The 14,151-nt window shown below is 40.3% G+C and carries 15 protein-coding genes; 2 read left to right on the plus strand and 13 right to left on the minus strand.

Annotated elements, in window-relative coordinates:
- Positions 1 to 24 precede the first annotated feature (24 nt).
- The 12 genes from HORE_RS09385 to HORE_RS09440 all read right to left on the minus strand — a co-directional run bounded on the left by HORE_RS09385 (position 25) and on the right by HORE_RS09440 (position 10,784).
- On the minus strand, positions 25 to 180 hold the full coding sequence (locus tag HORE_RS09385) for a XapX domain-containing protein (protein ID WP_015923526.1): 156 nt from the start codon (positions 178 to 180) through the stop codon (positions 25 to 27).
- Between the two features lie 122 nt (positions 181 to 302).
- Positions 303 to 731 (minus strand): YwiB family protein, encoded by a 429-nt coding sequence (locus HORE_RS12545; RefSeq protein ID WP_015923527.1) that lies wholly within the window; start codon positions 729 to 731, stop codon positions 303 to 305.
- A gap of 110 nt (positions 732 to 841) precedes the next feature.
- Positions 842 to 1,252 (minus strand): flavodoxin family protein, encoded by a 411-nt coding sequence (locus HORE_RS09395; protein ID WP_226984154.1) that lies wholly within the window; start codon positions 1,250 to 1,252, stop codon positions 842 to 844.
- 388 nt (positions 1,253 to 1,640) lie between these two features.
- On the minus strand, positions 1,641 to 2,591 hold the full coding sequence (locus tag HORE_RS09400) for a SufB/SufD family protein (protein WP_015923529.1): 951 nt from the start codon (positions 2,589 to 2,591) through the stop codon (positions 1,641 to 1,643).
- Positions 2,581 to 3,306 carry an ATP-binding cassette domain-containing protein gene (locus HORE_RS09405; RefSeq protein WP_015923530.1) on the minus strand — a complete coding sequence of 242 codons (726 nt, stop codon included), beginning with the start codon at positions 3,304 to 3,306 and terminating at the stop codon, positions 2,581 to 2,583. Before HORE_RS09405 ends, HORE_RS09400 begins: the two co-directional genes overlap by 11 nt.
- 127 nt (positions 3,307 to 3,433) lie before the next feature.
- The gene (gene trxA, locus HORE_RS09410) at positions 3,434 to 3,754 is read right to left on the minus strand and encodes a thioredoxin (protein ID WP_015923531.1); all 321 of its coding nucleotides are present in this window, start codon (positions 3,752 to 3,754) and stop codon (positions 3,434 to 3,436) included.
- A gap of 119 nt (positions 3,755 to 3,873) precedes the next feature.
- A complete protein-coding gene (pdo, locus tag HORE_RS09415) occupies positions 3,874 to 4,518 on the minus strand; it encodes a protein disulfide oxidoreductase (RefSeq protein WP_015923532.1) in 645 nt (214 codons plus the stop codon).
- Between the two features lie 134 nt (positions 4,519 to 4,652).
- The gene (locus HORE_RS09420) at positions 4,653 to 6,047 is read right to left on the minus strand and encodes an aminopeptidase (protein ID WP_015923533.1); all 1,395 of its coding nucleotides are present in this window, start codon (positions 6,045 to 6,047) and stop codon (positions 4,653 to 4,655) included.
- Positions 6,048 to 6,191: 144 nt separating this feature from the next.
- Positions 6,192 to 6,971 carry a hypothetical protein gene (locus HORE_RS09425; protein ID WP_015923534.1) on the minus strand — a complete coding sequence of 260 codons (780 nt, stop codon included), beginning with the start codon at positions 6,969 to 6,971 and terminating at the stop codon, positions 6,192 to 6,194.
- 230 nt (positions 6,972 to 7,201) lie between these two features.
- Positions 7,202 to 7,861 (minus strand): Crp/Fnr family transcriptional regulator, encoded by a 660-nt coding sequence (locus tag HORE_RS09430; protein ID WP_015923535.1) that lies wholly within the window; start codon positions 7,859 to 7,861, stop codon positions 7,202 to 7,204.
- 41 nt (positions 7,862 to 7,902) lie between these two features.
- On the minus strand, positions 7,903 to 9,039 hold the full coding sequence (locus tag HORE_RS09435) for a FecR family protein (RefSeq protein ID WP_015923536.1): 1,137 nt from the start codon (positions 9,037 to 9,039) through the stop codon (positions 7,903 to 7,905).
- Complete coding sequence (locus HORE_RS09440; protein WP_015923537.1) at positions 9,036 to 10,784, minus strand: CHASE2 domain-containing protein; 1,749 nt, start codon at positions 10,782 to 10,784, stop codon at positions 9,036 to 9,038. The genes HORE_RS09435 and HORE_RS09440 overlap by 4 nt, the downstream gene beginning before the upstream one ends.
- 422 nt (positions 10,785 to 11,206) lie before the next feature.
- On the opposite strand from HORE_RS09440, the gene HORE_RS09445 reads away from it, so the two are divergent.
- Together HORE_RS09445 and HORE_RS09450 are read left to right on the plus strand one after the other, a co-directional pair.
- Entirely contained in the window at positions 11,207 to 11,884 is a 678-nt protein-coding gene (locus tag HORE_RS09445; RefSeq protein ID WP_015923538.1) for a cytochrome c biogenesis CcdA family protein, read from the plus strand.
- A gap of 74 nt (positions 11,885 to 11,958) precedes the next feature.
- Positions 11,959 to 12,495 carry a TlpA family protein disulfide reductase gene (locus HORE_RS09450; RefSeq protein ID WP_015923539.1) on the plus strand — a complete coding sequence of 179 codons (537 nt, stop codon included), beginning with the start codon at positions 11,959 to 11,961 and terminating at the stop codon, positions 12,493 to 12,495.
- A 159-nt stretch (positions 12,496 to 12,654) separates the two neighbouring features.
- On the opposite strand, the gene HORE_RS09455 is transcribed toward HORE_RS09450, so the two are convergent.
- Complete coding sequence (locus HORE_RS09455) at positions 12,655 to 14,145, minus strand: glycosyltransferase (RefSeq protein WP_015923540.1); 1,491 nt, start codon at positions 14,143 to 14,145, stop codon at positions 12,655 to 12,657.
- Positions 14,146 to 14,151 lie beyond the last annotated feature (6 nt).

A 14,151-nucleotide genomic window follows, 5' to 3' on the forward strand; every position in this document is an offset into this window, starting at 1 on the left:
ATTTCTTCATTCCCTCCTCCTGAATTATAAAATATTCTTCACCAGAGTAAAACCAAGAAATATACCGATTATTCCTGCAACCCCTGCCAGATTTGGAGGGGCAGGTATGGGTAATTTAACAAAAGAAAATAGAGCACCGACTATCATCCCGGACAATAATGATAATAGAACTTCCTTCATGTAAAAACCCCCCTAGCAACTGAACATTATACAACAAAATTACTCCTGTGATAACAGTTATCCTTATGTCATTTATTTCCCAGAGTCTTAATAGTTAAGTTCCAGGACTTTATTATAATTTTTTACTCACTTATTTCTAAAAAAATAGAAAGGCTGTATTTTCCAGAATACCTGCCACCTATAAAGAGTTCATATTCTATATGGAGTTCTCCCCCACTCTTGTTTAGACTACAGTTAATTTCCTCTGTTTTTGTCTTAATTGCTACCTGCCTGTTATCAATCCTCAGCCAACCTTCCAGGGTTTGTCCACTCATAAAGACCTGCTTTGCTGGAGCCGGTCTACCCCTTTTAATTAAAACTCTATCCTTTGATTTTTTGATTTTAACTGTAGTTCTGGCCCCATCCAGGCCTTCGGAATAGTCCCGGTAGACCAGGTAGTAGCTATCATCCTTCAAATAAAAATTTCCCTGGCCTTCATATTCTATTTTATCCTGAAAACCATCTACCAGAGTATGTTTGTTTTTAATTCTAATATTGACAGGGTGGCCCATTTAAAGCCTCCTTTTTCTGCCAAAAATAAAAAGCCACAGTAACGGGCAAAGCCTACTGTGGCGCCTCCTATATTATATACTATCCGTTATGTATTTACAAGAGGAAATCATTAAAGCTTTTCACCAAACCTGACAGCCTCACCCCGGTTCTTCAAACTGGCGAAGTTTTTAACAAAACAACCAAGCTTCTCCAGCTCAGCCATTACCTTTTTTAATGCTGTTGTAGTTGCAAAAAATCTGGGAGTAACAAAGGCCATGGCTGTTTTCCCGGCCGTCCGTTTACATTCCCTTAGATAGGGGGGTAAGTCTTTACCAATCTTCCCCTTGAAAATTCCCCGTGTTGGACTGCCCACCAGTATCAAATCATAGGGGAAAAAGGATACAACCCGTCCCCTGTCCCGGGTACTGAGAATATCAACCTGATGTCCGTTTTTCCTGGCCCCTTCTGCTATCCCTCTGGCAATTTCCTCTATATTACCTTCTTCAGAATGGATAATCAATATTTTCTGCAAAAAAGCCACCCCCATATATTATATAAATTTAATTAAATAGTAGAAATATATAACTAAAATGTATAACTACAGGTATAACAATATAAATATAAAACTAAATACAAAAAAATCTAAAATATTAAACAAAATAGGAGTAAAAACAAATTTTAAACACTACTTCTACATTTATGCCATCTCGTAAATTATACCATATTTATATGTTTTTTTAAATATGGGGAAGGGCTTTTTCCAAAATTAGTGAATATATAGTTTCCCGGTATCAACAAATTATGTTACAACTTAATAAAATTTATAAAAAAAAGGAAAACCCGGGCCGGCTCCTGTTACTCCTGGCAAAATAAATAGATTATTCACCAGAGAACCAGGAAAAGGCCCGGAACTTGCCGACACTAAAAAACTACCTGAGCATACCATTGACAATTAAATCTGTGGCTTCATCCTCACTCAAACCTCTGGCAATCAATGTTTCCAGCTGTTTCTGGTTTATTCTACCGATACTGGCTTCATGGGATAGCTCAGCCAGATCATTATTGACTTTTATAATGGGAATAGCACTTACCTCTGCCTCCCCCTTAACCGCTTCCACACAATCAATATGGCCTTTAACATTGGGAGCATTACCATAAGCTTCACCAATGACCTCACTGACGGTCTGGTCAGCTGCAAAAACCCTGGTCTTGGCCAGACCCTTACTTCCTTCTTCATTCAAATTTAACCTTTCTTTTATTTTGATGCTATCGGTTTCCTTACCATAAACCTTACTTATTAATTTACTGGCAGATTTTTTAGCCTGGTCAACTTCAATATCCACATCAAGTTTACCAACCCGTCCCTTGACCAGCTTAAACTCACTGAAAAAATAGGCTCCTTCATCAAGTTTGGCCCTGGTTTTAGGGATAACCTCCACTCCGGCTTCCTGCCCATGATAATGAACCTCTTCATAGGTTAGAATTGCGTTTTTTTTCAGATGGATATCAGCATCCATTTTATGAATAACTTTTTTAGCTTTGGGAAAACTGCAGTGGGCTAACAGGTGAACCTCGGCATCCTCCCCGACCACATACTCAGCCTGAATATACTGTAGCCCCTCTTTATGGGTTACCCCGAAACACATATGCATCGGTTTTTTAAACCGGGCTCCATCGGCAATCTCAATCCTGACCTTGACCCCATCATCCTGTGGTTCAGTATCTATTTTTAAACCCTCAACTTCATTAACACCAACCACCCGGTTGGCATTTATCAAAAGAAAGCCCCCGTCTTCTTCACTGAAGACAGAACCATCACCACCACTTTTCTCAAAGGCATCTACCAGCATTTTAAATTCTTCATCAAAACTAAGCTTCAATAATCTCACCCCCTTCATCCACAAAAGCACAGCTATCACATTTATCTTCGTAAAATTCCTGAATATCTCCGGGAGCACCTTCGCGATAGGCCACCCCATTACAGATTAAATAAGCATAATCCATACTTTTTAACATGATATTATTATGGGTTATAACTACGACAATACTGCCATTCTTCTTTAAGTGGTCCACCACCTGAACGACTTTTTCATATGAACCAATATCGATACCGGAATCAGGTTCATCAAGGATTACGACCTCCGGTTTGACCATTAAAACTGAAGCCATTTCAACCCTTTTCCGTTCTCCACCACTTAAACTATCATCTATCTCCCGGTTTAGATATCGCTCAGGATCAAGTCCAACAAGCTTTAAATATTCCCCGGCTTCTTCATGAGAATAGCGGTTGCCTAGGGTTAAAAAATCTTTAATACTCAGACCTTCAAAACGGGCCGGTTCCTGCCAGGCGAGGGTTATTCCCCTTTTAGCCCTTTCATAAACAGAAAGGGGGGTTATATCTTCCCCTCCAAAAATAATCTTACCTTTATCCGGTTTATATCTCTCTAACCCCATCAAAAGATAAGCAATAGAGCTTTTACCAGCTCCGTTCTGCCCGATTATCCCATAAGCTTTACCCTTTTCAAAACTGAGATTTAACCCCCTTAATACCTGTTTATGACCAAGGGTCAGGAAAACATTTTCTACCGTGAGCATATATTATCACCTGCCTTTTTTATTACTTATAGTTGCTATAAAACAGGGCCTGAAACCAGAAAAATTAACTATAAAAAAACCCTGGATAAAACAATAAGCAGGGAATTACCATCCCCTGCCTACCATTTTATTCTATACCCAGTTTTTTTACAAGGGTGTTTTTTGGCATATAACCGGTAACCTGTTTTTTTACCTTACCATTTTCAAAGAGAATTATTGTCGGTATGCTCATAACCCCATAACGGCTTGCGGTCGACTGATTTTCATCAACATTCAGTTTGCAAACCTTAACTTTATCACTGTATTCCCTGGCAATCTTTTTTATAACCGGTGTTAACATCCGGCAGGGGGCACACCATTCAGCCCAGAAATCAACCACCACAGGTTTATCGGACTTTAAAACCTCCCTGCTAAAATTACCATCAGTTACATCCACTGGTCTACTCATTTAAATTCCTCCCCTTTTAGATTTTTATTATCTCTATTAAAAATGGTCTTTACTACCTGACATTGCGCAAATATGAACAAATGCCAGTCAAAAAATAACCTGTAATTGTATAATCAGATTTAAACTTCTTTTATTTTATTTAAAATAACCTGGGCCGGAACAGCTCCAACCTGTTCTGCAGCACCATCATTAATAACTGTTTTAGGAACCCCGGATACATTATATTTTTCTGATAAGTCCCTGAATTCAATAGCTTCAATCATCTCACCCCTGACTTTGGGGTTAAGCATAGCCATCTGGTGAGCAACCCTGACAGCCCTGGGGCAATAGGGACAGGTCGGAGTAATAAATACCTGAAGACGAACATCTTTATCAATAGCTTTGATTTGTTCTTTAATATCATCTCCAAGGTCCCGGGGGCCATTATTTGAAATGTCAATAATATCCTCTATTAAGGTGTTAAACTCATAACCGGAGGGGATACCATAAAAATGAACACCTAAATCTTCCCCCTCATCATCCACGAATACAATAGCCGGTGCCCTATTTATTCCCAGCCTCTCAGCTTCTTCTTCTCCAAGATTGTTAACTGTCAGATTAATTCTGTCATCCAGTGATGAGATTTCATCCAAAATTTCCCTGGTATCTTCACAGTACTCACAGGCATCACCATCTGTAAAGAAATGAATATTAACATCTCCCTCAAGGTTCTCACTGAATAACTCTTTAATTCTCTCTTTGTCTTCACTACCGATTTTGGCCATCTTTATTTCACTCTCCTTATGCTTTCTATTCACTTCATATTATAAACCATATCAATAATTTTAATGTTAAATAATTTACAAACCCTTAAATTTAAATAAAAAACCGGCCAGGTAACCCCCTGACCGGTAATTATTTAACCCTGACTACCAAAGAAAACACTGTATGCTAAATAAGAACTGTAAACATCAACCTTGCTTACAACTTCAAAAGGAGAGTGCATAGATAAAACCGCAGGGCCACAGTCAACAACATCCATATTATAATTGGCCAGGAACTGGGCGATAGTACCCCCGCCCCCCTGGTCAACCTTGCCGAGTTCACCAATCTGCCAGGGTACACCACCATTATTGAATAGAGCTCTAACCCTGCCGACAAATTCAGCAGTGGCTTCAGAAGAACTATACTTACCCCGGGCCCCGGTATATTTGGTTAAGACGACACCCTTACCCAGATAGGAAGAGTTGTCCTTATCAAAAACATCAGAGAAGTTGGGGTCAAAGGCCGCATTGACATCAGCCGACAGGGCCCATGAATTTTCCAGGGCCTTTCTCAAAGCCAGATCACTATAATCTTCACCGGTTAGATCAATCATCTCTGCCAGGCAGTTCTCGAAAAACCTGGACTGCATTCCGGTAGCCCCCATACTTCCAATTTCTTCTTTATCAACCAGAAGAGCAACCCCGGTATATTCTGGTGTTTCCAGATCTATTAATCCGCGCAAAGCTGTATAGCTACAGACCCGATCATCATGTCCGTATCCGGCCAGAAGCCCCCGGTCAAAGCCGAGGTCTCTCGCTCTATAAGCGGGTACCAACTTCAGGTCAGCACTAACCAGATCCTCCTCGGTAATTCCATATTTCTCATTTAATAAATCAAGCACAGCTGATTTTACCTTGACCTTGTCACTATCTTCTTCTTCCCCGGCAGGTACACTCCCGATGAGGACATCCAGCTGTTCCCCGGTTATACCTTCTGTCATCTTCTTCTTCATCTGGTCTTTACTTAAATGAGGTAATAAATCACTTATGTAAAAAATTGGGTCAGATTCATTTTCACCGATAACAACATCAACTCTGGTACCATCCTCTTTGACTACAACCCCATGAAGGGCCAGGGGAATTGAAACCCACTGATATTTTTTTATCCCCCCGTAATAATGAGTGTTGAAGAAAACTAGCTCACTATCCTCATACACTGGATTGGGCTTTAAATCAATCCGGGGTGAATCGAGGTGGGCCCCAACAATCCGCAACCCATCGGTCAAGGGTCTCTGACCGATTACAGCAGCAGCAATGGCCCGGTCCCGGTTAACCTTATATACCCGGTCACCTTCTCTTAGTTTTTGAACCTCTTCTAAATTTTTAAATCCTTCCTTTTCCAGTAGTTCTACAGCAGCCTTAACAAACTCCCGCTCTGTCTTATTAACTGTAATGAATCCTGCATAATCTTTATTAAATTGATTTATTTCTTCTTTCTCGGCCCCGGCCATTTCCAGCCAGGCATTCTTAATTTCAAATTTCTTTCCCATTACTATTCCTCCTTTCCTTAACCATTATATCCAGATATTAAAAAATTATCAATAAAAAAACCGGCCTCAGGCCGGCTTTTCATTATCCAGATTATTATTGAACTATATCTATATTTTATCGTAACTTACCGCTTACTCTTTACACTAGTCTTCGTCCCGTTCTATACCCTTATGACCTTCATTATCATCTTCATCCTGCTCTTCCTCATCATCTTTTGCATTCTCGTCATCATCACTATCATCTTCACTGTCTTTTTTCAGGTCGTTTTTACCGTGTCTTCTGTCATCTTTTTTATCTCCTTTTTCATTGTCATCGGTTTTTCCTTCTCTCTGATCTTCGTCCTGCTCCTCTTCATCTCCATCCTTATCTTCCTGATCTTCTTCATTATGTTCCTGTTCATGGTCCCTTTCCCGTAACCTTTCCCGTTCTTCAGTCATTTCTTCAAGGCGTTTTCTGACCTGTTCCATATTTTCTTCCCTGGTCTGGAGGGCATTATTTACTTTTTCAGAAGGAACGCCATTTTTCAGGGCCTCCCATATTTTTTCAGCTACCTCTTTCAACTGATTTTTATTGGCGTTCTCAACCATATTCTGCACAGCTTCCCGGTTTAAAACATTTACTTCAGACATAAGCCTCAGTTGAACCTCTGCAGCCGTATTTGTCTCAAGCTTGTTCATTACTTTATCCAGTTTGTTTAATACATTTATAGGATCTACTTGACCCTCAGACATCATATCCAGAAGGGCATCCTGTAATTCTTCTTTTTCTGAAGATGATAAATTCTCCATTCTACTTATTTTTAAGGAAAGTTCAACCAGAACTCCCTTATCAAGACCAGTATCCTCTGCACCGGCAACAACCGGCAAACCAATAACTACAGCAAAAAACAACAGGCCTAAAAGAAAAGCATAAACCTTTTTCATATTAACCCCCTCCCTGATTTTGAATTTAATCCCGAACATGTTAATGACAGGGCCTTAAAAAGACCTTAAAATTAAGGTATAAAGAATACAATGCAAGCAAAATGTAATCAGTTATTCACAACCCAATTTTGGAGCAAAAACCAGAAAAATAAATTATGAAGCACCCGGTAAATAACTGCATCCTGCAATTATATTATTACAAATATACTCAGGGAGGAAAGTGACCTTCATCACCATTTATTGATATCTTTTAAAATTATTTTCTCTCTTTTAATTTCTAATAACCCTTTATCTTTAAGTTTATTTATAATCCGGGTTACTGTCTCCCGGGAAGTCCCGATAAATCTGGCAATATCCTGGTGTGTTATATTCCTGTCTATAACTACTGCTTCTCCGTTATCCCGGATCTCACCAGTCATTCGCCTGAAAAACTTTTTTAACCGGGTTTCAACATCCAGAAAAGCAAGGCTCTCTATATCCTGATTGGCCTGCCGCAACCTCCGGCTTAATTCTCCAATAATTTTAAGGGCAATAAAGGGGTATTCCCTGACCAGGTTTAAAAATTCCTGGTTTCCGACAACCAGAAGACTGGAATCCCGGATAACCCTGGCTGTAGCTGAACGCCCTTTACTATCAATAATAGCCATCTCTCCAAAGAAGTCACCGGGACCCATGACCTCCAGAATTTTTTCCTTGCCGTCATATGAAACTTTTATTATCTGAATCTCCCCTTCTACCACTATATAAAAAGCATCGGGCTTATCACCCTCAAAAAAAAGTATTTCACCGGCTTTATATCTTCTCTTATTGGTAATACTTTTCAAGAGGTCAAGTTGTTCATCGTTAAGCCCTGAAAAAAGGGGAATAGAACGGTAACTAATCTCACTCATCAAAAAGCCCCTTTCAATAACATTTAAATCTAAAACTCTACTCATTTTTTCTTTGAGGTTTTTGCCAGAACTCCTGGATTTGATTTATTTGTATTCTTATCTTTACTGGAACTATTAACTTCCTCATCTGAATCTTTTTCATTTCTGTCTTCATTTTCTTCACCATTATCTTTATCTTCTTTTTTTTCATCTTTATCTTTATCTTCGTTTTCTATATCTGTGGGTTTTTCTTTTACATCTGCATCTTTATCCTGGTCCTGATCATCTTCTTTTTTATCTTTGTCTTTAATGATTTCATCTTTATCCTTACTATAGTTATCATCATCTATATTATTCGTGTTATCATCCTTGTCTTCTTTATCAGAGTAATCATCTATCTCATCATCTTTATCTTTATCGGGAGGTAGGTCCATGTCATCGGGTTTCCCGTTATTAGCGGCAGGTTCTTCAGGGACATGACTTGTGCCATCATCTGCCTTACTACCTTCACCCACTTTGAGGTTGACTCTTTTAATCCATTCCTTAACATCTGACCTCTCCCAGGCCCTTTTCTCCTGTTCATCTATTTTGACAGGCTTTAAAACCAGGCCGGCCCTGGCCCGGGCCATGTTATTAGTGGTAACAAGAACCCGTTCATCACCTTCCCTACTGGACAGCTCAACAGCCCCTTCTCTTACCGAAAGAATGGTGGTATCACCTTCACCAACACAAACTGAGAAGAGGGTTCCTTTAACCCCGGCCACTGCTGAAGGGGTTATAACCTTAAATTTAGTTATACCCTTCCATACTTTTTCAACCCTGGACCATATTCTACCTTTATTAAGTTTAAGGGAAGTCGTTGTCCCGGTCTCAACTATATTGCATTCTCCTATGACAACCTCACTTCCGCCATCTATTTTGACAAAAGAATTATTCCTGAAAACAATTTCACAGGAAGCCTTTTCACCGGTTTTAATAACATCACCCTGATTTAGGTTATCTCCATTTTTAATAACATGCCAGGCCTTTATCTGAAAAATATTTAAAAACCAGTTATTAACCAGTTTCTCAACCCTGCCCTCTACATTACTGACTGTAGCCACCGGTTCTGTCTCTGTACAGGCCGGTGAAGCATTTCCTGTAATAAAGACTGTTGTTATCATTACTATAATTACAAATAATACAGTTAATCTTCTCATACCTGTTCCCTCCTCATCAGGCGGTAAACCCTTTCAGCTGACCCTATATTACTATCTTTATATTCATCTCGTTGCCAGTCCATATTTTTTAACCTGTCCGGAAGACCTGAATAAGTATTATTACCAATAACTATCTCCCCGGGACGGGCAATTTCAACAAATCGGGCTGCCCGGTTAACCACATGGCCCACCACCGTATAATCCATCCTTATGTCCGAACCGATATTACCGACCACAACCTGACCGGTATTAAGACCAACCCCCAGCTCAAAGGAAATATCTTCTCCAAGAATTTCAATAGCGGCCATAAGGGCCCTTTCCCGGTGATGATCCCCGGGAACCGGTGCCCCAAAAATGGCAAGCAGGCCGTCCCCGAGATATTTATCCAGAGTACCACGGTATTTAAATATAACACGGTTTATTCTGGAAAAAGCCCTGTTGAGGTCCTTAACAACCTCTTCAGGCTCCCTTTTTCGGGCATAATCTGAAAATTTCCTGATATCAACAAAGAGGACTGTAACTTCCATCCTCTGGCCACCAGGGTTTACCAGACCCGGGTTATTTAAAAGTTCTTTCATGACCTCAGGTGATATATACCGGGAAAAAGTCCTGGCCAGCTTCTGTCTTTCCCTTTCACTGGAGAAATACCACATCCCCAGGGCTGTAACATACATCATAAAGGCAGTTATATAAAGCCCTGACAGGTGAAGGTAATACCGGTAACGGAAAAAGAGAATAAAACCGAGAACTGACAGTAGTACTAGAACCAGAAAAAGTATTAACCCCGACCGAGACGGCGGGTTATTCAAAAATATAAAGGATAATATTAGTCCGGTTAACAGCATTAAAATTATATTGACAATAAAAGGTGAGTCAGTTATATAGGAGTTGTTAATAAGACTATACAATACCTGGCCGTGAATCTCAACCCCGGTTACATAACCATACCGGGCAAAGGAGGTCATGTACCGGTCACCCAGTCCTGTAAGCCGGGTACCGATAATAACCAGTTTATCCTTAAAAAAACCGGGCCTGTAATTACCTTCTATAAGGTCAATAAAAGATACCTGTGGAAGGGTTCCAGGGGGTCCTGGAAAATTAATTAATATTCCCCCCGCCTGTTCCTCAAGCTCCTTATATATGTTATCGCTGTAAAAACGGGCCAGTTCCGCACTGAAGGCAAATATCTTCTCTCCATCTTTATCCATAACCGGCCTCAATCGCCTTATTATCCCATCACGGTCAGGTATAAAGTTAATGTGACCCTGGATTGACCGTTCCCTGAAAGGAGGCCACGGTTTACTAATTTTATTTACAGTTAAATGCTGGGTCTTTAAACCCCTGACAAGGCCTACCCTGGCAACTGCCGGTAAAACCACATTCTCATACTGGCTTAAGACCTTAACCAGTTTTTCATCCGCTTCCCGCCCAGAGGAAGCCTCCAGGATAATATCCAGGCCAATAGCCCTGGCCCGCTCTTTTTCCAGCATCCTGATAGCCCGGGCATAATAAGAACGACTAATGGGCCAGCTACCGAGTTCTGATAAAGACCTGTCATCTATGACCACAAGAACGATATTATCCACTTCAGGGGGCTTAAATAAATACCGTCCCACCAGTAAAATATCAAATAATTTGTTATCCAGGGGTAAGAAAACATTAAGAAAATATAAAAAAATTATAATCATAATAATAGCTATATTAAATATGTTGATTTTGAACCTGAAGTTTTTCTTACCCTTCATATTAGATATTCCCCTGTAATATTAACTATTCCCCGTATTTGATATTAACTCATCCTCCTGTAATTAGTATACATGCAATTGTAATAAATGGCAAGTATGCCCCCTTTACTCCAGAACCTGTCTACTCTTTATTTATTGAGCCTGTTTACAATATATGTTATAATGTTAGCAACATAATTAACGTCCGTAATATATTTTGTTAAATAGTTTACTGTTGTATTTCATTATTTTTATATTATATAACATAAAGGGTAGTTTGCCTGAAGGCTTTTTACATGAGTAATTGGTAATCGGGGAAGCAATTTAATTGTACTTATTAATTAGGTAATAATTGTTAAAGTAATAATTTTTTAAATAATAACATTTAATAATATTTTACAGGATTTATAATTACAAAAATACAACAGAAAGGTTTGATTGGTATGAACTCTGGTGTGAATTTTGTTATTGCTTTTTCAGCAGGGGTTCTATCATTTTTGTCCCCCTGTGTCCTGCCACTGATACCATCTTATGTCACTCTGCTGCTCGGTGACTATGCAGAAAAAAAAGGGGAAAACCGGCCCCTGACACCGGCCCTCATTTTTATCCTCGGGTTTACCATAGTTTTTATGACCCTCGGTATGTCAGCTTCATTACTCGGTAAAGTCTTGATACAAAATCAAATTATTCTGAGGAAGGTAAGTGGGGTAATAATTATCATCCTCGGGCTCCACCTCTCCGGTATCCTGAAGATTAAGACCCTGTACCGGGAAAAAACCTGGCATTTTGGCCAGAACCTTAATAAATACTTGAGGGCTCTGGTTATGGGAATCGGTCTGGCCCTGGCCTGGACCCCCTGTATCGGACCGGTTTTATCCTCAATCCTCATTTATGCAAGTACCAGCAGTACCATTCTCCAGGGAGGAATGCTCCTGTTCTTTTATTCAGCCGGGTTTGCCATACCCTTTATATTGACAGCAGTTTTCTTTAACTGGCTTTTACCCCGGTATAAAAAACTAAACCCATACCTCCCCACCATCCAGACCATAACCGGTATTTTAATAATTATCCTGGGTATCTTAATATACACAAACTATATCCAGGTTTTAAGCCAGATATAAATATATTTGTGACCAGAATAAATAATTTATGAAAGACACTAATATTAATCAAATATAAAGGAGGTTTTTTTGTCATGAAAAAGAAGTACTGGTTAACCCTGGGAGCCGTGATTTTAGTAATAGCAGGCCTGTTTTTTAATTCCTATTACATCTCAGGTGGCAGCGAGGATAATGTCCAAACGGGAACAGCAATCGGACTACTCGCCCCTGATTTTACCCTGACAAAACTGAGCGGGGAAGAGGTTTCTTTAAGTGATTTCAGGGGTAAAAAAGTCTTCCTTAACTTCTGGGCTTCATGGTGTCCACCCTGCCAGGCGGAGATGCCGTATATCCAGAAACTATATACAGAACACGGTGATGATGTTGCCATACTGGGGGTAGATATCGGAGAAGACAAGGGAACTGTAGCTGAATTCATGCTGGTAAACGGGTATACCTTCCCGGTAGCCCTGGACAAAAAAAGAGAGGTGGCCGCTAAATACCTTGTAAGAGGTATTCCGACCACCTATATCATCGATGAAGATGGAATTGTAACCCACCGCCATGTTGGCCCTTTATACTATGAACAGATGACAGAGTTACTGGAGCTGGATCAGAATAATACACCTTAAAACCATAAGCCTGAATTATATTAGTTTAACAACTAGATTAGTTTCTACTCCAGTTTAGTTGCCCTAATTTAGTTAACTTAGTTTAGTTACTTTATTTTATTACTTTAGTTTAGTTACTTTTTGTTAGCTGCTCCGTTTTTGTTAGCTACTCCCGTTTTATTACTCCTTCCAGAGTTTGTTAAAAGTGTCAAGCAATTTTTCATCATTACTGGCCCCGGGGTTAGTAAAATAATCCGGTATATTCAGACTTCCGCCTTCATCCTCTTCATCCTTACGATCAGCGATTTCCTGAATAACCTCCAGATAACCCCGGGCTGTCTCCTGCCACGTGTAACGTTCCTCAACCCGTTGCTTGCCTTTTTCCTGATAGGCGGACCATGTCTCTTCACTCTCAAAGGCTTTTAACAGGCCCCGGGCAATATCTTCAGGATCTTCAGGGTCAACCAGAACACCATATTTTCCTCCATCCAGAATTTCAGCCGGTCCACCATTTCTGGTTACAACAGCCGGTAGGCCTGAAGCCATGGCCTCAACCGGGGCCAGGCCAAAGGGTTCATAAAAGGAAGTCAGGGCAAATACAGATCCCTTTGAGGCCAGGTAGGCATAACATCCGGCCAGCTCCTGCTGACTGTTTAAGGGGAACATACTGACCTTACCGCGACAGTCATTGTTATCAATCAACTCAATTATCTTACCGAGAATCTCCTTCTCTTCTTGTCCAGCTCTGGAATAATCTTCAAAGGGGTTTTCAATACCGCGCAGGGTTAGAACCAGATTGGCTTTATCCTGGAGTTCTTTATTTTGGACATAGGCCTCGACCAGACCGTAATGGTTTTTCTTTTGATCAAGGCGACTTGAAGCTATTATGGCCGGTAATTCCATCCGTTCTGAACCGAGATCTCGCTCTAAGTACTTGGTGATCTTTGCTTTAATCTTATCTCCATATTCTCCATCGAAGACCCTGGTATTTACACCGGGGGGAATGACTGAGAATTTATCATCATCCTCTACATTAACTGCCCCCCGATAAAGGTCATGACTGTATTGACCGAATCGTTCCTGGGAGGTGCTAACAATAATTTTGTCCGCATAGGACATGGTCAGCCGCTCGGCTATAATCCTCCGGTGAAATTTAAAGCGTTCATCCATTTCCTTAAAGTTGGAAGTATTAACATTGAGTTTCTCCATCTTCTGGGCCCCCAGTGAGTGGCCGGTAAAGGTAAAGGGAAGTCCTTTAATATTCTTTAATAAAACACCGGCCAGTCCCCCATCACCGTAATGGGTTGTTACCACCTGGGGAAACTTTCCTTCTTCCCGGTAAAAATTAATTATCTTATTCACATACTCATGTAAATAGGGCCAGAGCTCCTCCTTGGGCAGGAATTTATCCCCACCAAAGGGTATTCTGACAATCCTTACTTTATTAGTTTCCTGATAATAATCGATTTCTCCGGAAAATTCAGGCCAGTTTTCATCCTTAATACGCCGGGTTATTATATCAACCTGGACTCCCATCTCGGCCAGGGCTAACGATACTTCCTTGACATAAACCAGCTGCCCACCGAAATCAGGGTGTTCTGTCCAGTAACTGTCAGCGGGGTCAAAATTACCCTGGGGATTTAAAAAAGCTACATGTTTAATACGGGTCATCTCTAC

The organism is Halothermothrix orenii H 168 (assembly GCF_000020485.1).
GTDB classification, from domain to species: domain Bacteria; phylum Bacillota; class Halanaerobiia; order Halanaerobiales; family Halothermotrichaceae; genus Halothermothrix; species Halothermothrix orenii.